The 20,191-nt window shown below is 42.4% G+C and carries 24 protein-coding genes and 2 other annotated features (1 of these 26 only partly in view); all 24 genes read right to left on the bottom strand.

Translation table 11 applies throughout. The features are described 5' to 3' along the window. Positions 1-198: 198 nt before the first annotated feature. A complete protein-coding gene (locus tag CDO84_RS20955) occupies positions 199-804 on the bottom strand; it encodes a class I SAM-dependent methyltransferase (RefSeq protein ID WP_014662527.1) in 606 nt (201 codons plus the stop codon). Positions 805-893: 89 nt separating this feature from the next. Further along, positions 894-1,265 carry a 50S ribosomal protein L7/L12 gene (rplL, locus tag CDO84_RS20950; RefSeq protein WP_003156436.1) on the bottom strand — a complete coding sequence of 124 codons (372 nt, stop codon included), beginning with the start codon at positions 1,263-1,265 and terminating at the stop codon, positions 894-896. 45 nt (positions 1,266-1,310) lie between these two features. Continuing rightward, the gene (gene rplJ / locus CDO84_RS20945; protein ID WP_014662526.1) at positions 1,311-1,811 is read right to left on the bottom strand and encodes a 50S ribosomal protein L10; all 501 of its coding nucleotides are present in this window, start codon (positions 1,809-1,811) and stop codon (positions 1,311-1,313) included. Positions 1,812-1,876: 65 nt separating this feature from the next. Continuing rightward, positions 1,877-2,017, bottom strand: a sequence feature (ribosomal protein L10 leader region). 45 nt (positions 2,018-2,062) lie between these two features. Beyond that, a complete protein-coding gene (gene rplA, locus CDO84_RS20940; protein ID WP_003242022.1) occupies positions 2,063-2,761 on the bottom strand; it encodes a 50S ribosomal protein L1 in 699 nt (232 codons plus the stop codon). Between the two features lie 94 nt (positions 2,762-2,855). Next, positions 2,856-3,281 (bottom strand): 50S ribosomal protein L11, encoded by a 426-nt coding sequence (gene rplK / locus CDO84_RS20935; protein WP_003156430.1) that lies wholly within the window; start codon positions 3,279-3,281, stop codon positions 2,856-2,858. Positions 3,282-3,448: 167 nt separating this feature from the next. Beyond that, positions 3,449-3,982 carry a transcription termination/antitermination protein NusG gene (gene nusG / locus CDO84_RS20930; RefSeq protein ID WP_003225764.1) on the bottom strand — a complete coding sequence of 178 codons (534 nt, stop codon included), beginning with the start codon at positions 3,980-3,982 and terminating at the stop codon, positions 3,449-3,451. Positions 3,983-4,160: 178 nt separating this feature from the next. After that, positions 4,161-4,340, bottom strand: coding sequence for a preprotein translocase subunit SecE (gene secE / locus CDO84_RS20925; RefSeq protein ID WP_004399676.1), 180 nt, complete (start codon positions 4,338-4,340; stop codon positions 4,161-4,163). A 34-nt stretch (positions 4,341-4,374) separates the two neighbouring features. After that, positions 4,375-4,524, bottom strand: a complete 150-nt coding sequence (rpmG, locus tag CDO84_RS20920; protein WP_003156421.1) for a 50S ribosomal protein L33 — start codon at positions 4,522-4,524, stop codon at positions 4,375-4,377. Between the two features lie 92 nt (positions 4,525-4,616). Next, positions 4,617-5,273: an RNA polymerase sporulation sigma factor SigH gene (sigH, locus tag CDO84_RS20915; RefSeq protein WP_003225758.1), complete on the bottom strand. Its 657-nt coding sequence runs from the start codon at positions 5,271-5,273 to the stop codon at positions 4,617-4,619. 62 nt (positions 5,274-5,335) lie between these two features. Continuing rightward, positions 5,336-5,848, bottom strand: a complete 513-nt coding sequence (gene rae1 / locus CDO84_RS20910; RefSeq protein ID WP_003225756.1) for a ribosome-dependent mRNA decay endonuclease Rae1/YacP — start codon at positions 5,846-5,848, stop codon at positions 5,336-5,338. A gap of 6 nt (positions 5,849-5,854) precedes the next feature. Further along, entirely contained in the window at positions 5,855-6,604 is a 750-nt protein-coding gene (gene rlmB / locus CDO84_RS20905) for a 23S rRNA (guanosine(2251)-2'-O)-methyltransferase RlmB (protein WP_003225755.1), read from the bottom strand. Continuing rightward, complete coding sequence (locus CDO84_RS20900) at positions 6,588-7,019, bottom strand: mini-ribonuclease 3 (RefSeq protein ID WP_040081037.1); 432 nt, start codon at positions 7,017-7,019, stop codon at positions 6,588-6,590. The genes rlmB and CDO84_RS20900 overlap by 17 nt, the downstream gene beginning before the upstream one ends. A 3-nt stretch (positions 7,020-7,022) precedes the next feature. Then, positions 7,023-8,423 carry a cysteine--tRNA ligase gene (gene cysS / locus CDO84_RS20895; protein WP_014478619.1) on the bottom strand — a complete coding sequence of 467 codons (1,401 nt, stop codon included), beginning with the start codon at positions 8,421-8,423 and terminating at the stop codon, positions 7,023-7,025. Next, the gene (cysE, locus tag CDO84_RS20890; protein WP_003225749.1) at positions 8,420-9,073 is read right to left on the bottom strand and encodes a serine O-acetyltransferase; all 654 of its coding nucleotides are present in this window, start codon (positions 9,071-9,073) and stop codon (positions 8,420-8,422) included. The genes cysS and cysE overlap by 4 nt, the downstream gene beginning before the upstream one ends. Before the next feature lie 68 nt (positions 9,074-9,141). Then, positions 9,142-9,372, bottom strand: a binding site (T-box leader). A gap of 2 nt (positions 9,373-9,374) precedes the next feature. Continuing rightward, complete coding sequence (gltX, locus tag CDO84_RS20885) at positions 9,375-10,826, bottom strand: glutamate--tRNA ligase (RefSeq protein WP_014662519.1); 1,452 nt, start codon at positions 10,824-10,826, stop codon at positions 9,375-9,377. A gap of 90 nt (positions 10,827-10,916) precedes the next feature. Continuing rightward, the gene (gene ispF / locus CDO84_RS20880; RefSeq protein ID WP_014475594.1) at positions 10,917-11,393 is read right to left on the bottom strand and encodes a 2-C-methyl-D-erythritol 2,4-cyclodiphosphate synthase; all 477 of its coding nucleotides are present in this window, start codon (positions 11,391-11,393) and stop codon (positions 10,917-10,919) included. Beyond that, positions 11,386-12,084: a 2-C-methyl-D-erythritol 4-phosphate cytidylyltransferase gene (gene ispD / locus CDO84_RS20875; protein WP_040081040.1), complete on the bottom strand. Its 699-nt coding sequence runs from the start codon at positions 12,082-12,084 to the stop codon at positions 11,386-11,388. Before ispD ends, ispF begins: the two co-directional genes overlap by 8 nt. Before the next feature lie 14 nt (positions 12,085-12,098). After that, a complete protein-coding gene (locus tag CDO84_RS20870; RefSeq protein ID WP_014662517.1) occupies positions 12,099-13,199 on the bottom strand; it encodes a PIN/TRAM domain-containing protein in 1,101 nt (366 codons plus the stop codon). 115 nt (positions 13,200-13,314) lie between these two features. Further along, entirely contained in the window at positions 13,315-14,397 is a 1,083-nt protein-coding gene (disA, locus tag CDO84_RS20865) for a DNA integrity scanning diadenylate cyclase DisA (protein ID WP_014662516.1), read from the bottom strand. A 3-nt stretch (positions 14,398-14,400) separates the two neighbouring features. Next, positions 14,401-15,777 (bottom strand): DNA repair protein RadA, encoded by a 1,377-nt coding sequence (radA, locus tag CDO84_RS20860; protein ID WP_015252992.1) that lies wholly within the window; start codon positions 15,775-15,777, stop codon positions 14,401-14,403. A gap of 91 nt (positions 15,778-15,868) precedes the next feature. Continuing rightward, the gene (gene clpC / locus CDO84_RS20855) at positions 15,869-18,301 is read right to left on the bottom strand and encodes an ATP-dependent protease ATP-binding subunit ClpC (protein ID WP_014475592.1); all 2,433 of its coding nucleotides are present in this window, start codon (positions 18,299-18,301) and stop codon (positions 15,869-15,871) included. Further along, entirely contained in the window at positions 18,298-19,389 is a 1,092-nt protein-coding gene (locus CDO84_RS20850) for a protein-arginine kinase McsB (protein ID WP_040081043.1), read from the bottom strand. The genes clpC and CDO84_RS20850 overlap by 4 nt, the downstream gene beginning before the upstream one ends. Continuing rightward, positions 19,389-19,946 carry a protein-arginine kinase activator protein McsA gene (gene mcsA / locus CDO84_RS20845; protein ID WP_014475591.1) on the bottom strand — a complete coding sequence of 186 codons (558 nt, stop codon included), beginning with the start codon at positions 19,944-19,946 and terminating at the stop codon, positions 19,389-19,391. The genes CDO84_RS20850 and mcsA overlap by 1 nt, the downstream gene beginning before the upstream one ends. Before the next feature lie 13 nt (positions 19,947-19,959). Next, positions 19,960-20,191, bottom strand: the final stretch of a protein-coding gene (ctsR, locus tag CDO84_RS20840; RefSeq protein WP_014662512.1) for a transcriptional regulator CtsR. Its footprint extends 233 nt past the window's final position; only the last 232 of its 465 coding nucleotides appear in the window; its start codon lies off the right edge, out of view; it ends in the stop codon at positions 19,960-19,962.

Here is a 20,191-nt window from a genome sequence, read left to right as displayed (position 1 = left end):
CTTCCAAAGAAAGAAAATACTTTTACAAGACAAAAGAAAAAAGGGTTTCTAATTAAGAAAACCACATCCAAAAACAAATACCGATTTTATTAGCATTTCCATACTTGTATAATTTATACATAGATATTGACAATTCATTATATCAAGCAAAATATATACATTGGCATTTTACAATATTAACATAGTTAAAATACCGAGTCAAACTTTTTTTGCTTTTATGATATAATAGCCTTTCTTTTTTTGAACGACAGAAACTTCATCGAACAGTTCCTCGAGCTTTTCAATGGCAGAAGGCGCGCCTTGCTTTTTCTGTATGACGATCCACAATTCACCTGAAGCTTTTAAGTGTTCAGCGCTTTTCTCAAAGATAGCATGGACAACTTTTTTTCCGGCTCGGATTGGGGGATTTGTAAGAATAGAAGCAAATGTTTGAGCAGAATCAACGTTTGAAAACAAATCGCTTTGATAAATCTTAACGTTTGTTATTCCGTTCTGTTCCGCATTTCCATTTGATAGTTCTACGGCTCTCTCATTAACATCAATCATGTGGATAGTCCGGTCTTTAAAGTCGCTGGCAAGCGATAAACCAATCGGCCCGTACCCGCAGCCTACATCCAAAATGCTGCCCTCAACCTCAGGCTCTTCAAAAGAATCAATCAGCAGGCGGGAGCCGAAATCAACTTCTTTTTTAGAAAAAACCCCGCTGTCGCTGGTAAACGTGAAATCTTTATTCCGAAGCCTAAAAGACCAGGTTTGCTTGTTGCTTTTCACTGAAGGTTTTTCTGAATAATAGTGCTCACTCATTATTAGAACCTCCTTTTTTCATGGCTTAAAGAATGGCAAAGAAAAAGCTCGCCTCATAAAAGCGAGCTTCCCCTCCAGGTAAGTGAAGATTACTTAACTTCTACAGAAGCGCCAACTTCTTCAAGTTTAGCTTTAAGCTCTTCAGCTTCTTCTTTAGCAATACCTTCTTTAAGTGGTTTTGGAGTGTTGTCAACAAGTTCTTTAGCTTCTTTCAAGCCAAGACCAGTGATTTCACGTACAACTTTGATAACTTTGATTTTTTGAGATCCAGCACCAGCAAGGATAAGATCGAATTCGCTTTGCTCTTCAGCAGCTCCGCCTGCAGCAGCTCCGCCAGCTACAGCTACAGGAGCAGCAGCAGTTACGCCAAATTCTTCTTCGATTGCTTTTACTAGGTCGTTCAATTCAAGTACAGTTGCTTCTTTAACGGAAGCAATGATTTCTTCGATATTTAAAGCCATTTGTAATTCCTCCATTTTGTTTTAATTTATGAAAAACTGATTAGATTAAGCGCCTTGTTCTTCCTTTTGTTCTGCCACAGCTTTTGCAGCAAGAGCAAAGTTGCGAACTGGAGCTTGAAGTACGCTAAGCAACATAGAAAGCAAGCCTTCGCGTGATGGAAGTTCAGCAAGAGCTTTCACTTCTTCAACAGTAGAAACTTTACCTTCGATTACGCCAGCTTTGATTTCAAGAGCTTCGTGATTTTTAGCGAAGTCATTCAGAACTTTAGCCGGAGCGACAACATCTTCAGTGCTAAATGCGATCGCGTTCGGTCCAGTTAAGAAATCATTCAAACCATTAAGCTCAGCTTGTTCAACCGCACGGCGAGTCATCGTATTTTTGTAAACTTTGAACTCAACGTTAGCTTCGCGAAGCTGTTTACGAAGTTCAGTTACTTCAGAAACGTTAAGTCCGCGATAGTCAACGATGATCGTTGATTTACTTTCTTTCAGTTTAGAAGCAATTTCTTCAACAACAACTTTTTTAGTTTCAATTGCGCTGCTCATGGTTACACCTCCTGTAGATTCTTGTGTAACACTTATACCGTTAGGTGATCACGACTGAGACGACGGATTCCATATAAAAAGCCTCCATGAGACATGGAGGCTGTATATACAAGCATACGTAACGTAATAGCTGTGATAATATACACCTCGGTAGGATGATTAAGCGGTTAGGCCCCTACTGTCTACGGTATAAATGATATTCTATTTTACAACATTTTGAATCATATCAGAATGTTGATGTCATGTCAATATTATTTTACGTTAAAAGTTGAAGAGTCTACTTTGACACCAGGTCCCATAGTAGAAGTTACAGCAACGTTTTTCACGTAAACGCCTTTAGCTGCGGCAGGTTTAGCTTTCAGGATTGTATCGTACATTGTTGTGAAGTTCTCAACAAGTTTTTCATCCTCGAAAGAAACTTTACCGATAGGAACATGAATGTTTCCAGCTTTATCTACGCGGTATTCAACTTTACCAGCTTTGATTTCGCCGATCGCTTTTTCAACTTCGAAAGTAACTGTACCAGTTTTAGGGTTTGGCATTAAACCTTTTGGTCCAAGTACACGACCGATTTTACCAACTTCACCCATCATGTCAGGTGTAGCTACGATTACATCGAAATCGAACCAGCCTTGTTGAATTTTGTTGATGTAGTCAGTATCGCCTACGTAATCTGCACCAGCAGCTTCAGCTTCTTTCGCTTTTTCGCCTTTTGCGAAAACGAGAACACGCTGAGTTTTACCAGTTCCGTTTGGAAGCACAACTGCTCCGCGGATTTGCTGGTCGTTTTTACGAGGGTCAACCCCTAAACGGAAAGCCACTTCAACTGTAGCGTCGAATTTAGCTGTGTTTGTTTTTTTAACGAGAGCTACTGCTTCAGAAACGTCGTAAGCTTTAGAACGGTCTACAAGCTTAGCAGCTTCAACGTACTTTTTACCTTTTTTAGCCATTTTAAAATTTCCTCCTTATGTGGTTATAGCGGAATAACCTCCCACGAATAAGGGTTGCGAACTTGTTAAAACTCGCAACCCGACAAGAAACAAATTAATCCTCGATTACAATACCCATACTGCGGGCAGTACCTTCAACCATGCGCATTGCCGCTTCAACGTCTGCTGCGTTTAAGTCAGGCATTTTCGTTTCAGCGATTTCGCGTACTTTATCGCGCTTAACGGTTGCCACTTTATTACGGTTTGGTTCACCAGAACCAGACTCAATTCCAGCTGCTTTTTTAAGCAATACTGCAGCAGGTGGAGTTTTTGTAATAAATGTAAATGAACGGTCTTCGTAAACCGAAATTTCAACAGGAATGATTAAACCAGCTTGGTCAGCTGTACGAGCGTTAAACTCCTTACAGAATCCCATGATGTTAACACCGGCTTGACCAAGTGCAGGTCCAACTGGTGGTGCTGGGTTAGCTTTTCCAGCAGGAATTTGCAATTTTACAACTTTAACTACTTTTTTAGCCACGAGACACACCTCCTTAAGTCCGTGATGTGGTAATAGGGTAAACCCTCCCACTCAAGGTTTCATTCTTTATATGAATGACGAAATATCATGCTAGTTGCCTTGGATAAGTCCAAGACGTACCTTTGCTATATTATCATTTATATATAGCAATTTCAAGTTTTTTCACATTACAATTTATCGATTTGGGTAAATTCCAGCTCAACCGGCGTTTCGCGGCCGAACATATTAACGAAAACTTTGACCTTGCTTTTGTCATAATCAATCTCTTCAATCGATCCAGTAAAGTTAGCAAAAGGTCCGTCTATTACTTTCACTGTCTCTTTCAGTTCAAAGTCAATATCAGTTTTGCGTTCGTCCATGCCCATTCTCTTCAGAATGGTTTCTGCTTCGCCTGGAAGAAGCGGCGTCGGTTTTGAACCTGATCCGGCAGATCCTACGAATCCAGTAACACCCGGCGTGTTGCGGACAACATACCAAGAATCGTCTGTCATTACAATTTCAACAAGCACATAACCAGGGAATACTTTCTTTTTCACGACTTTTTTCTTGCCGTTTTTGATATCCGTTTCTTCTTCTTCGGGTACGACTACACGGAAAATTTTATCCTGCATCCCCATTGATTCAACACGTTTTTCCAAGTTGGCTTTTACTTTATTCTCGTAACCAGAGTACGTGTGAACAACATACCAATTCTTTTCCATTCTCTTCAGGACTGTCCAGTCCTTCCCTCCCCGCATTTGGTTTTAGTGAATTACCATAACGCTTCAAAAAATAGGCGGCAAGCCTATGATAACTTTCATTTTAAGCCACAATAAAAAACCCGCTGAACGGGTTTTGGCAAGTAATATTATGATCTATTATAGCACGTATTGCTGATCATTATTCAACTATTAAACGAATTAATTGAGAAATTCCTGTGTCAAGGAGGGCAAAAAAGATAACAAAAAAGATAACTGTTGAAATTACCGTAATGGTATAACGCGTTAACTCTTTTCCTTTAGGCCAGCTTACCTTTTTCATTTCTTTCCCAACATCTTTAAAGAATTTCATAATACGCATGTAAAAGACCTCCACAATTTAAAAAGCGCAAAAACTATTTTGTTTCAAGATGAGCTGTATGTGAATTGCAAGTACTGCAGTATTTCTTTACTTCTAATCGCTCAGCCGCTGATGCAGAGCTCTTCATTGTCGTATAATTACGGTTTCCGCATGTCTTGCATGCTAACGTAATCTTTTTTCTCATGTCATTACACCTTTTTCTAAATAGACATTAGTTCTTATCTTTAGTAACATATCATAGTCAGAAAAATACTGTCAATATAGCTTAAATTCCTATTACAAACTGATTTCGCGAATTTCCAAGTACTTCTCCAGCTTGCGTTTCACACGCTGAAGGGCATTGTCGATCGATTTCACATGTCGGTTCAGTTCATCGGAAATCTCTTGGTAACTTCTCCCGTCGAGATATAAGACGAGTACTTTTCTCTCTAAATCACTTAGTAGTTCTCCCATTTTCATTTCAATGTCATCAAATTCTTCCTGATTAATGATCATTTCCTCAGGATTTAAGGTTTTCGCCCCTGAAATGACATCAAGCAGCGTTCGGTCTGATTCTTCATCAAAAATCGGTTTATCTAATGAGACGTAGGAATTCAAAGGAATGTGTTTCTGGCGAGTAGCTGTCTTTATTGCGGTAATAATTTGGCGGGTAATACATAATTCTGCGAAAGCTTTGAAAGAGGTAAGCTTGTCCTCTTTGAAGTCACGAATAGACTTATAGAGGCCTATCATACCTTCCTGAACAATATCTTCTCTGTCCGCCCCTATTAAGAAATAGGATCTTGCTTTCGCCCGAACAAAGTTTCGGTACTTCGTAATCAAGTAATCTAACGCATCACTGTCCCCAACATGAACCTTTTCAATGACCTGCTCGTCCTCCAACTGGCAAAACTGCTCTTTGTTGAATTTTCCCTTGTTGTTCTGTAGATTCACTCCGATCCCCCCGGCGCACGTAGATAGAAATATTATACAGTATTGGGCAAAAAAGCGTCAACTTAATCTAAGTCTCCCCGCCTCCACTTTTCAAACGTTTTCAAAACCTCTTCCGATAAAGCAATTTTACCCGCCGGCTTTTCGGAAGTGATTTTTCTTACCCGTCTCTCTATTCGCCTTTCAATCGCTTCTACCTCTCTCAAAAGCTCCCGGGCCGATTTCCGCAATGCCCCCTGTCCGAAAATCGCCCATTGCTCAGTATAGTCAGAGGTCGCAACGTGAATTTGAGTCGCAATATTATTCAAAGCCTGAGCGAGCTTTTCTATCCGCTCATCAGCCGTCTCATTTTCTTTTGTAAAAATCACTTCAACTCGATGGTTGGTCTGTTTTTTCTCAAGCCCTTTTACGAGATGCGCGTCAAAAACAACAATAACCCTGTTTCCTGTATACGATTGATATTCCGCCATTTTCTGAATCAGTACGTCTCTCGCCTCTTCGAAACTGTTCGCTTTTAAATCCTTCAGCTGCGGCCAGGCTCCAATCATGTTGTACCCGTCTACTAACAGGATATCCATGGGTCTTTATTCTCCCAGAGGGTTTCGTTTCCGGTAGACTTCATACATCAAAAGACCAGCCGCGACAGATGCATTTAGTGAAGTTACCTTTCCGGCCATCGGGAGTTTAATGAGAAAATCACACTTTTCTTTCACGAGGCGGCCCATCCCTTTTCCTTCACTTCCGATGACTAAAGCCAAAGGCATATTGCCGTCCATATTGCGGTAATCCTCACGCGCGGACGCGTCCGTTCCGACAACCCAGATTCCCCGCTCTTTCATCTCTTCTAACGTCCGTGCCAAATTGGTGACTCTTGCTACAGGAATGTGCTCAATTGCCCCTGTTGAAGCTTTTGCCACTGTTGTTGTCAGCCCGACAGCTCTCCGTTTTGGAATGACGATGCCATGAGCGCCGACCGCATCCGCTGTTCTCATAATGGAACCAAGATTATGAGGGTCTTCAAGCTCGTCCAGAATGAGGAAGAAAGGCTGTTCATTTCTTTCTTCGGCTGCTTTATATAAATCGTCCAGTTCTGCATATTCATACGCTGCAACCTGTGCCACAACGCCTTGATGCTGTCCTGTCACCATTTGATCGAGTTTTTTTCTCGGGACGTATTGAATCGTGATTCCCTGCTTTTTCGCAAGCTCAATCACTTGCTGTGCCTGTCCCTTTACGGTGTTTTCCGCCATCCACAGCTTATACAGCTTCCGATCAGATTTTAACGTCTCGATCACTGCATTCTTCCCTATGACGTAATCATGTTGCTGACTCATTTGTTTTCCTCCCTGACGTCCCGAATTGTATAGCTTCGGCTACGAGCTGACTAAGCCGTTCCTCTCTTTTCTCTAGAAAAAGGTAGCCCAGAAGAGCTTCAAATGCTGTACTATAGCGGTACGTCTGAACATCTGTATTTTTAGGTGTTGTTCCTGACTTGGCATTTCTGCCTCTTTTCAGCACCGCTTCCTCTTCTTCCGTAAAAAATGATTGATTCTGCAGAAAAAATAGGATCTCAGCCTGCGACTTTGCCGAAACAATCCGGCTTGATTTCTTATGAAGATCATTTGGTTTGGTAAAGCCCTGCTTAAGCAGGTGATGCCTTACATACACTTCAAAAATGGCATCACCTATATAAGCAAGCGCAAGACCGTTAAGCTGCTTTGAATCTTTTATCGTATCAAATTCAAGCATCCGTTATTCTCCCCGTTTCCAGCGAGTGCCTTGAGCCGTATCTTCAAGAATGATATTCATGCTTTTCAGCTGGTCGCGAATCTGGTCTGACAACGCAAAATCGCGATTCCGGCGCGCTTCATTTCGTTTTTCGATTAAGTCTTCAATCTCTTGATCGAGAAGTTCCTGCTCACCCAATGAAAAACCGAGAACAGAAACAATACGGTCAAACATCTCGATAAACGCCGTAATCACATGATCAGCTGTATGGTCTTTCTGAAGATAGTAATTGGCGTGTTTCGCTAAGTCGAACAAGACAGAAATCGCATTCGCCGTATTAAAGTCATCGTCCATCGCTTCTTCAAATGCTTTGCGGTGTTCTTCAACTTTCTCAAGCCATTGATCGTCATCTTCCGTTAAATTCGTACTGCTGTTCAGACGGTGCTGAAGATTGCTGTACGCTGTTTTTAAACGGTTAAATGCGCTTTTCGTATTTTCTAGAAGCTCTTCTGAATAGTTAATCGGATGGCGATAATGAACAGATAGCATAAAGAATCTCAAAAGCTGCGGATCATGCTGTTTAATGATGTCATGCACAAGCACAAAGTTGCCCAGTGATTTTGACATTTTTTCATTATCAATATTGATATAGCCATTATGGAGCCAGTACTTCGCAAACGTTTTTCCTGTCAGTGCCTCAGATTGCGCAATTTCGTTTTCATGGTGAGGGAATGTTAAATCCTGTCCGCCCGCATGGATATCAATCTGGTCACCCAGATACTTTTTCACCATTGCTGAGCATTCAATGTGCCAGCCCGGACGTCCTTTTCCCCAAGGGCTATCCCAAGAGATTTCCCCTTCTTTTGCCGCTTTCCACAGTGCGAAATCAAGAGCATCTTCTTTTTTCTCGCCGACCCGGATGCGTGCACCTGATCTTAGCTCATCGATTGATTGCTGAGAAAGCTTTCCGTATCCTTCAAACGCTCTTGTTTTGAAATAAACGTCACCTTCTGATTCATAAGCGTAGCCCTTTTTCACGAGCTGATCTACGAATTCGATAATGGCATCCATGTTTTCCATCACTCGCGGATGAAGGTCGGCTTTTCGGCATCCGAGCGCACCTACATCTTCAAAATATGCTTTAATAAAACGCTCTGAAATGGTAGGCACATCCTCACCAAGTTCATTTGCCGCTTTAATTAATTTATCGTCTACGTCTGTGAAGTTAGAGACATACTGCACATCATAGCCTTTGTACTCCAAATAGTTTCGAACCGTATCGTAAACGATAGCCGGACGCGCGTTTCCGATGTGAATGTAATTGTAAACTGTCGGTCCGCATACATACATTTTCACTTTCCCCTCTTCAAGAGGAACGAATGTTTCCTTCTGTCTAGTCAATGTATTATAAAGTGTGATTGTCATTTTTGATTGATCCTTTCTTTTCTGTCTTCAAGTTCTGCCTTCAGCTCTAAAATCTGCTGTTCCAAAGACTTAAAGCGGTCAGCAACCGGATCGGGCAAATCCTGATGGTTTAAATCGCGTCTTACCTTCTTGCCATTTTGTACAACGACCCGTCCGGGGATACCGACAACTGTTGAAAAATCAGGAACATCATGCAGCACTACTGAACCAGCGCCAATCTTTGAGCCTTCACCGACCGTAATTGAACCGAGCACTTTAGCACCTGTGGCTATCAATGCGTCATCTTTAATCGTTGGGTGCCTTTTTCCCTTTTCTTTCCCCGTTCCCCCAAGGGTAACCCCCTGAAAAACGGTTACGTTATTGCCGATTTCACATGTCTCCCCAATGACAACCCCCATGCCGTGGTCTATGAAAAATCTTCTCCCAATTGTAGCGCCGGGGTGGATTTCGATCCCGGTAAAAAATCGGCTTACTTGAGATATAAGGCGTGCAAGGAAATAAAATTTTCGTTTATATAAAGCATGTGCAATCCGATGCGCCCATATAGCATGTAAACCGGAATAAGTTAAAATCACTTCAAAATAGCTTCTTGCTGCAGGATCTTGATCGAAAACAGTATCAATGTCTTCTTTGAGCATTCTAAAAAACACATGCTTCCCCCCGTTTCTCTATCTGATTTCCTCTGCCCAATAAAAAAAGCGTCTCTGCATGTAAACATGACAGAGACGCTTTAACCGCGCGGTTCCACTCTGTTTGAAAAGCAGACTCCTGCTCTCCCAACTTCAGCCTGTAACGGCGGCGGCCGCCTTTGAATACTGATTTTAAAAAACGTTCTTCAAAGGTCTTAAGGGCGCACTTCTAAAACCCGGCTCATGGATCTCTCTCAGCCAATGAAGATCCTTTCTGTAATGGCCTAAAGCTTTATACTCTTCCCTATCAACAATCATTTATTTAGATATTTTTCAAACGCTGAATCGCAGTCTCTTTACCGATCAATTCGATTGATTGCGGCAGTTCCGGACCGTGAGTTTGCCCTGTAACAGCAACACGAATCGGCATAAACAGTTTTTTCCCTTTGTGGCCAGTTTCTTTCTGCACTGCTTTGATCGATGCTTTGATATTATCTGGAGTGAACTCCTCAAGCTCTTCAAGCTTCGCAGCGAATGTGCTGAGCACTTCAGGAACCTGCTCCTCTTCCAGAACAGCTTTCGCTTCTTGATTATACTCGATCTCATCCGCAAAGAACAAATCAGTCAGCTCAACAATTTCGGCACCGTAGCTTAATTGCTCATGATACAGTGAAATCAATTTGCGAACCCACTCTTGTTCTTCAGCAGAAAGCTCAGTGCCAACTTTGCCGGCTTTTTGCAAATGCGGAAGCGTCAGTTCAACAACCTGATCAAGATCCAGCTTCTTCACATATTGGTTGTTAACCCATTTTAGCTTATGCATATCAAACAAAGCTGGTGATTTAGATAAACGATTTACATCAAAAATTTCAATAAACTGCTCTTTTGTGAAAAGCTCTTCTTCTCCAACCGGTGACCAGCCTAGCAGTCCGATAAAGTTGAACAGCGCTTCTGGCAAGTAGCCAAGCTCTTTGTACTGCTCGATGAATTGAATAATGGATTCATCACGTTTGCTGAGCTTTTTACGGCTTTCGTTTACAATCAGCGTCATATGTCCGAACTGAGGAATATCCCACCCGAATGCTTGATAGATCATAATCTGTTTCGGTGTGTTAGAAATATGATCCTCACCGCGCAGCACGTGTGTCATTTTCATTAAGTAGTCATCAATAGCTACCGCGAAGTTATAAGTAGGCGTTCCATCCTTTTTCACAATAACGAAGTCGCCAATGCCATCTGATTCAAAAGAAATTTCGCCTTTTACGATGTCGTTGAAGGCGATGACTTTTCCTTCTGGAACACGGAAACGAATACTCGGCTTTCTGCCTTCAGCAATAAATTTCTCCTGTTCTTCCTGAGTCAGATCTCTGTGTTTCCCAGAATACCGTGGCATTTCTCCGCGGGCAATCTGCTCTTCACGCTCTTTTTCAAGCTCTTCTTCCGTACAGTAGCATTTATAAGCAAGCCCTTTTTCAAGGAGCTCTTCATAGTACACTTTATAGATATCGTTACGCTCTGACTGACGGTATGGGCCGTACTCTCCGCCGACATCCACACTCTCATCCCAGTCAATACCTAGCCACTTCAGATAATTCAGCTGGCTTTGTTCTCCGCCCTCAATATTGCGCTTTTTATCAGTGTCCTCAACACGAATGATAAACTTACCGCCTTGATTGCGAGCAAATAAATAATTAAAAAGCGCCGTTCTGGCATTTCCAATATGCAAATGTCCGGTTGGACTCGGTGCATAACGGACGCGTACTTCGTTTCCCATTTTCAAATACTTCCTTTCATGTCATGTATGGCCTCAGGCAAAAATGTATGAATCTATTCTACCACCAAATAGACCCAGCATCAAAACAAGTTAGCCTTTTTGTATCAGTACAGTCGCCTGAGCCGCTATTCCTTCCGCTCGGCCTGTAAATCCAAGCTTTTCTGTCGTTGTTGCTTTTACATTTACCTGTGAAACCTCTGCCTCAAGGCCTTCAGCGATTCTTTTTCTCATATCTTCTATGTACGGCAGCATCTTCGGCTTTTGCGCTATGATGGTACAATCAATGTTCCCAAGGACATACCCTTTTTGTTTCACGATTCCCCAGACATGCTGAAGTAATTTGAAAGAGTCTGCGTCCTTGAACTCAGGATCTGTGTCAGGAAAATGCTTGCCAATGTCACCTTCACCCACAGCTCCCAGACAGGCGTCAGCGACAGTATGCAGCAATACGTCTGCATCAGAATGGCCAAGCAGCCCTTTTTCGTACGGGATTTCAATTCCGCCAATAATCAGAGGACGGCCCTCCACTAATTGATGCACATCAAATCCTTGTCCAATTCTAAACATGTTTATTCCCACTTTCTGATTCCATGATAGCTTCAGCTGACGTCAAATCGTCTGGCGTCGTCAGCTTAATATTTGTATAACTGCCTTCTACAACACGGACCGAACCGCCTTCCATCTGTTCAACGAGGCTGGCGTCATCCGTCCCTAAAAATCCCTTGCGCTCGGCCTCAGCGTGAGCCTCCAACAATAAAGAAAGACGAAAAGCTTGTGGCGTTTGGACAGCCCACAAGCTTGAACGTTCAATCGTCTCGCTGACTTGTAAATCTTGAACGCGTTTAATCGTATCTTTTACCGGGACAGCGAGGATGGCCGCTCCTGTCTGTTCCGCCTCTGCGATCAGTTCGTCAATTTTTTCATGTTTTATAAATGGGCGGGCACCATCATGTACAAGGACAATCTTTTCTTGCTTTACGGCTTTCAGCCCCTTATAAACACTGTGCTGACGCTCATCTCCGCCTGCAACAAGCTCAATCGATGTTTGAAACGGATAATCGGTCAGCAATTGTTGAAAGTGCTCCCGCTCCTGCTCGTTAATCACCAAAATGATTTTTTCGCACTGCCGGTGGCTGTCAAACACTCTTAACGTGTGTATGATCACCGGGTCTCCTTTCAGCTCAATGAACAGTTTATTTCTCCCTGCCTTCATCCGCTTTCCCTGTCCGGCTGCAGGAATCACCACATCATAACTCATTGTTTTTTCTCCCTTTACAGCGCCTTCTCCAACAGCTTAGGCTTCGCAAAAATCATTCGTCCCGCTGCTGTCTGCAGCACACTTGTGACGAGTACATCAATATGCTTGCCGATATAATTGCGTCCTTCTTCAACGACAATCATCGTACCATCATCCAAGTAGGCAACTCCCTGATTATGCTCTTTCCCATCCTTAATGACCTGAACATTCATTTCCTCGCCAGGAAGCACAACAGGCTTGACCGCATTGGCAAGGTCATTAATGTTTAATACTGCTACCTTCTGAAGCTCGCATACTTTATTTAAATTAAAATCATTCGTCACAACGACCCCGGATGTCAGCTTCGCAAGTTTGACGAGCTTACTGTCAACCTCCTGAATATCCTCAAAGTCGCCTTCGTAAATTTCAACTTCAATGTCTAATTCTTTCTGAATGCGGTTCAGGATATCAAGACCGCGGCGTCCTCTGTTTCGTTTTAACACATCGGAAGAGTCGGCAATATGCTGCAACTCCTCAAGGACAAACTGCGGAATCACGATAACTCCCTCTAAAAATCCAGTCTGGCAAATATCTGCTATTCTCCCATCAATAATAACACTAGTGTCCAAAATTTTCAGCTTCTTGTCTTGAACCTCATGTTCTTCTTCAGCTGATCCTTTTTTCTTTTGCATTCTGGCGGAAATGGAAAACAGGCTGATCAATTCATCCTTTTTCTTAAAGCCCACCTGGAAGCCGAGATAACCGAGGAAGAAAGCCAAAAATACAGGGATAATTGTGCTGAATATGCGGTAAGGTATATTGTCTAAAGGAATAACATTTACGATAAGATAAGCAATTATAAGTCCAAAAACCAGGCCTAGACTTCCAAATAACAAATCTGGAACCGGCGCTTTTAACAATGAATCCTCTATCCACTTCACCCAGTTCACAACGTATTCTGTACCCCATATACTGATGAGAAAAAAGATAATTGCCCCAATTGCCGCAGACGTATATGCGTTTGTTATTAAAGGTATGTCCTGTATATTTAACAGTACAAACAATTCAGGTATTAGAAATATACCAACAACGCCGCCAAAAATAATGAAGAACGCCTGAACTATTCGTTTTAACATACCCCCACCTCCTTTTTAAACATTTTAATTTCACAAAGTCTTATGCACCCTACGAATATCAGAATAAACAAAAACCAACATTAATATACCCGTATTCACCAGGTTTTAACCGAAATCACAGCTGCCGGTCTAAATAATGCTTCTCTTGCAGGCGTTTTAATCCTTTTTTGATTTTTTGGGCTCGTACTTCACCGATTCCCTCTACTTCATCTAATTCTTCTGCACTCGCCTCAATAATCCTTGGAAGGACTCCAAATGCTTCTACAACATTTTCAACAATTGGCATCGGCAGACGCGGTATCTTATTTAACAGCCTGTATCCTCTAGCCAATACATAATCATCAAGATTAGTAGAAGCAGGATAACCGAGAAGCTTATACACAATGGAATCATCCAGCAGATCATAACTGGACATATCCTGCAGCTCCTTCAAAAGAACAAACGGATCTTTAATCTTTTCTTTTACATAATCCTTAATAAATAAAGCGGCCTCTTCTTCCATATCCGTAATCAATTCAATGACTTGCAGTTTGATCAGATGTCCTTCTGTCCCCAGCTCTTTGATATACATATTTATTTCGTTTTTAATTCTCAACACCATTTCATAACGATGCATGACAGACAAGACATCACTGAAGGTAACAAGCTCCTCAAACTCTAACGCATTCAGTGCATTAATCGTTTTATCGAGGATTGTCTTATATTTTTCAAGTGTTTGAATGGCTTGGTTCGCCTTGGTTAAAATAAATCCTATGTCCTTTAGTGTATACTTCATGTTTTCCTGATATAACGTTATGACATTTCTTCTTTCAGAAATAGCGATCACAAGACAGCCGGTTTGCTTAGCTACTCTTTCGGCAGTTCTGTGCCGCATTCCTGTTTCTGATGAAGCAATTGTGGCATCCGGCATCAGCTGTGTATTCGCATATAGGATCTTTTGACCCGAATCACTTAAAATGATCGCGCCATCCATTTTAGCCAGCTCATACAAATGCGCCGGAGAAAAAGCCGTGTTGATGTGAAACCCTCCATCCACCACTTCTTTTACTTTATCATTATATCCAACAACGATCAGACCGCCTGTATTTGCTCTCAAGACGTTCTCCATCCCCGCTCTGAGCGGTGTACCCGGAGCAACAAACTGCAATATAGATGACAAGTCTAACTCGTGTTTCGCCCCTTTTTTCTCTTTTTCCATCTATTATCCTCCTAATGAAGTACGAAGCGCCTCTGCAACATTTGCTACTCCGATAACCTCAATCCCTTTTGGTTTTGTCCATCCATCCAGATTAGCCGCGGGTATGATCATGCGTTTAAAACCAAGCTTTGCCGCTTCTTTCACACGCTGTTCAATTCTTGAAACCCGTCGCACTTCTCCGGTTAATCCCACTTCTCCAATAAAACAATCTGCAGGATTTGGAGGTGTGTCTCTAAAGCTTGAAGCGATACTGATCGCAATGGCAAGATCAATTGCCGGTTCATCAAGCTTAACGCCGCCAGCCACTTTCAAATAAGCATCCTGATTTTGCAGCAGCAGCCCCACTCTTTTTTCTAATACAGCCATTAACAGAGAAACCCTGTTGTGGTCTATTCCCGTTGCCATACGCCTTGGATTTCCAAAGCTTGTTGGCGAGATGAGCGCCTGAATTTCAACGAGAATCGGTCTAGTGCCCTCCATAGAAGCAGTGATACTCGAGCCCGCGGAACCCGCAGAGCGTTCCTCTAAGAAAATTTCTGAAGGATTCAAAACCTCAGTCAGCCCCTCTTCCCGCATTTCAAATATGCCCATTTCGTTTGTAGATCCGAAACGGTTTTTTACAGCCCGCAAAATGCGGAAAGTATGGTGACGTTCTCCTTCAAAATATAAAACAGTGTCAACCATATGCTCCAACAGTCTCGGCCCTGCAATAGACCCTTCTTTCGTCACGTGTCCCACGATAAAAATCGGGATACCTTTTGTTTTTGCAATTTTCATTAGCTCAGCGGTACATTCTCTGACCTGTGACACGCTGCCCGGTGCCGATGTGATATCGCTTTGGTATACCGTTTGAATAGAGTCAACAACGACAAACGCTGGATTCATCTCTTGTATAGCAGACGAAATATACTCCATATCGGTTTCAGATAAAACATGCAGTGACGGATTATTGATGCCGAGGCGGTCAGCTCGAAGCTTCGTTTGCTTTACAGATTCTTCTCCCGAAATATACAGAACACTGTTTGATGAGCCTGATAATTGAGCGGAAACCTGCAGTAATAACGTTGACTTTCCGATACCAGGATCACCGCCGATTAAAACGAGGGAGCCTTTAACGACACCTCCGCCGAGTACTCTGTTAAACTCGCCAAGCTGGGTTTTAACGCGGGGTTCTTCTGATGTTTCGATTGATGTAATAGGTGAAGGTTTCTGTACAGTTTGAACAGAATGAGAAAAAGCCGCTCTCCGATTGGCCGGTGCTTTTTTAATCATTTCTTCAACCATTGTATTCCAAGCACCGCAGCCCGGACATTTCCCCATCCATTTTGGAGACTCGTAGCCGCAGGATTGGCAGATGAATTTCGATTTTGTTTTAGCCATATATAGTGTAAGACCTCTCCCTTGTTCTATTTCTTGATATGAAAGTGAGGCATACACTTACATGCTGTATGCCTCATTTCTGTCTTCTATATTAATTCGTTTTAGCAGTCGTTTTTACGACAAATTCACCATCTTCTACATCAAGAACAATATGCTGTCCTTTATGAATATTTCCTCTGAGGAGTTCTTCAGATAAACGATCCTCTACGTGTTTTTGGATCGCTCTTCTTAACGGACGGGCTCCGTACTCCAGATCAACGCCCTCTTCCGCGACTTTTGCTTTTGCAGCATCAGTCAATTCGATAGAAAGATCCTGTTCTTTCAGGCGTTTCGTCAATTGATCAGACATTAATGACACGATTTCAGTAAGATGTTTTTTCTCAAGTGAATGGAAGACGATGATTTCATCAATACGGTTGATGAACTCAGGTCTAAACGCCCGTTTCAATTCACCCATCACTTTATCTTTCATGTCTTTATGATTTTGAGTCTCATCCTGAACGTTAAAGCCGACATATTTATTGCGTTTCAGCTCACTTGCTCCGACGTTTGATGTCATGATCAAAATGGTATTGCGGAAATCGACTGTACGTCCTTTAGAATCAGTCAATCGGCCGTCTTCAAGAACTTGCAGAAGGATATTGAAGACATCAGGGTGCGCTTTCTCAATCTCATCAAGAAGCACAACAGAGTAAGGTTTTCTTCTGACTTTCTCAGTCAATTGACCGCCTTCATCGTATCCCACGTATCCCGGAGGTGAACCGACAAGTCTTGAAGTTGAGTGTTTTTCCATGTATTCAGACATATCTATTCTGATCATGGATTCTTCATCGCCAAAAATGGATTCAGCAAGTGCTCGCGCAAGCTCTGTTTTACCTACACCTGTAGGGCCTAAGAAAATGAATGAGCCAATTGGGCGTTTAGGATCTTTTAACCCTGCTCTCGCACGTCTGACGGCTTTTGCAACAGCTACAACCGCTTCATCCTGGCCGATGACACGAGAGTGAAGAATGTTTTCCATATTGAGAAGCTTATCAGTTTCAGTTTGGGCGATTTTAGATACAGGCACACCGGTCCAGCTGGATACAACCATCGCAATATCATCCACAGTAACCTCTGAGTTTTCCTGCCCTTGCTTCTCTTTCCATGATTTCTTCGTATCCTCTACTTGCTCGCGCAGGCGCTGCTCAGTATCACGCAAGGAAGCAGCTTTTTCAAACTCTTGGCTTTGCACTGCCGCATCCTTCTCTTTACGAACCTCATCAAGCTTCTGCTCAAGCTCTTTTAAGTTAGGAGGCGTTGTAAAGGAGCGCAGTCTCACCTTGGAACCAGCTTCATCGATTAAGTCAATGGCTTTATCCGGAAGGAAGCGGTCAGAAATATATCTGTCAGAAAGCTTAACCGCAGCTTCAATGGCATCATCAGTGATAGAAACACGGTGGTGGGCTTCGTATCTATCACGAAGACCTTGTAAAATTTGAATACTTTCATCGACAGATGGCTGATCAACTTGGATCGGCTGAAAACGGCGTTCCAGTGCTGCGTCTTTTTCAATATATTTACGGTACTCATCAAGAGTCGTTGCTCCAATACATTGGAGCTCACCGCGAGCAAGTGAAGGTTTTAAGATATTAGATGCATCGATTGCACCTTCTGCTCCGCCTGCCCCGATTAATGTATGGAGCTCATCGATGAATAGAATGATATTTCCTGCCTGGCGAATTTCATCCATGACCTTTTTCAGGCGATCCTCAAATTCTCCGCGATATTTTGTGCCGGCAACAACCGTTCCCATGTCTAATGTCATCACACGTTTATCACGTAAGATTTCGGGTACTTCATTATTGATAATTTGCTGTGCCAGCCCTTCTGCGATAGCCGTTTTACCAACACCTGGTTCACCAATGAGAACAGGGTTGTTTTTCGTTCTGCGGCTTAACACTTCAATGACACGCTGGATTTCCTTGCTTCTGCCGATTACAGGATCAAGACTGTCTTCCTTCGCAATAGCAGTCAAGTCTCTTGCCAAGCTATCAAGCGTAGGCGTATTCGCATTGCTGTTTGTTCCTGCCGCTGATGATCCTGTTTCATTGCTTCCAAGAAGCTGGAGCACCTGCTGTCTTGCTTTATTTAAGCTGACACCGAGATTATTCAGAACTCTCGCGGCAACACCTTCTCCTTCACGAATCAGGCCAAGAAGAATATGTTCTGTTCCGACATAAGAATGACCGAGTTTTCTTGCTTCATCCATCGAAAGTTCAATGACTTTTTTAGCTCTAGGAGTATAATGAATCGTTTGAGACATTTCCTGCCCGCGCCCGATCAAACTTTCTACTTCTTTCTGAATTTTATCTGAACCGAGTCCAAGCGCTTGAAGAGCTTTGGCAGCAATGCCCTCTCCTTCTCTTACCAGTCCTAATAAAATATGCTCAGTGCCAATATTATTATGACCTAAACGAAGTGCTTCTTCCTGTGCTAGCGCCAGTACCTTTTGAGCCCGTTCTGTAAATCTTCCAAACATCATATCGATTCATCCTCCTGTCTTTTCCCATTCATTTCTAAGTGAAGCCGTTCTCTTATGAGAGCCGCTCTTCGAATGTCCCTTTCGTTCGGACGCAAAGCGCCTCCCGAGTACTGCTGTAAAAAACCTGGCTGCGTCAAAATCATTAGTTCGTTAAGTATGTTGCTTGAAAGTCCTTTTATAATGCCTAGGTCTATGCCTAACCGAACATCTGAAAGGCACTTTGCAGTTTCTTTAGATTCTATCATCCGGCAATTAGACAAGACCCCATAAGACCGATATACCCGATCCTCAAGTTCAATTTGAGAAGTTTGATAAATCGCTTCTCGGGCAGATCGCTCTTGTTCAATCAGTTGAGCAGCAACACTGTTAAGATCATCTACAATATCCTGCTCGGACTTACCAAGCGTGATCTGATTTGAAATTTGAAAGATATTCCCTACTGCTTCGCTGCCTTCCCCATAAATTCCTCTAACAACTAAGCCTAATTGATTAATTGCCGGTATAATTCGATTTATTTGCCTAGTTAAAACCAGTGCTGGCAGATGCATCATGACTGAAGCCCTTAAACCTGTACCTACGTTTGTAGGACAGCTGGTTAAGTACCCTCTCTGCTCATTGAATGCATAATCAACTTTTTCTTCAATCCAGTCATCGACCTGGTTCGCGGCTTTCATTGCTTCTAGAAGCTGAAATCCTGGGAAAAGACATTGTATTCTAATATGATCCTCTTCATTTAGCATGACGCTTACTTCCTCATTTTCAGAAAGCAAACAGCCGCCAAAAGGAGACTCTGTCAAATTCGGACTGATTAGATGCTTTTCAACAAGTACACGCTTTTCTAAAGGCTGTGCATCATTCATTCTAATCAAAACGAATTTGCCGATTCCGGGAATTTCTTGCTCTGAAAACTGATCTTCAAATTGCTGTATGATGGATGAGGCTTCTTCATTGGAATACCGCGTAGGGAACCGAATATGTTGAAAGTTCCTTGCTAAACGTATGCGGCTGCTGAGTACAATGTCACTTTCAGGTCCCTTCTGCTTCATCCAACTGCTTAGTGCGTCCTGAATAAAATGCTTTAGCGACATTACCCCTGTTCCTCCTCACTATCTGTACTTTTGAGTGATTGTTCTAAAGAACGAATTTGATCTCTCACATGAGCTGCGTTTTCAAATTCTTCTTGATGGATTAAGGATTCTAATTCTTTTTTCAGCATATCAATCTGCCGTCTAACATGAAGATTGCCGCCTATTCGTTTCGGTATCTTCCCTGCATGCACAGTGTTTCCGCTGTGCACTTTACGTAGGATAGGTGTAATGTTGCTATGGAATGTTTTGTAACATTCAGAACATCCAAAGCGGCCAATTTTTCTGAATTGCTGAAACGTCATTCCGCATTTCGGACAAGCAGATATTTGCTCCGAGTGACTGAACATTTGAGTCCCTGCATTTTGAAATGAAGAATCCATGTTCAGCAAACCCGAAAGTAAATTATGAATAGAGAAACCTTGATTTGCACTTATACCATATGAATCACTATTTTCTTTGGCACATTGTTCACAAATATGAACTTCTATTTTTTCTCCGTTAACAACCTTTGTAAAGTGAAAAGTGGCTGGTCTCTCGTGGCACTCTTGACAAATCAATCTTTTCACCCGCTTATTTTAATTTTAAAGCAGTCAGCATAGCCTTCATCATTCTTGCTCTTAATTCATCACGTTCAGGCAAGTCAATGTGTAAAACTGAGCGGTCCATTACGCTGACCATCATTTTTGCTTCTCTTTCTGAAATCACCTTGTCTTCTAATAGCCTTAAAATAATGTCATCAGAGGCTGCTTGAGACAAATGGGTACTAATTTGAGAAATAATATTATTGATCAGGACAACTTCA

It is taken from the genome of Bacillus sp. MD-5 (assembly GCF_002201875.1).
In the GTDB taxonomy this organism is placed as follows: domain Bacteria; phylum Bacillota; class Bacilli; order Bacillales; family Bacillaceae; genus Bacillus; species Bacillus stercoris.
Note: the sequence above shows the minus strand (reverse complement) of the source record. Positions and strands in the feature narration are given on the sequence as shown.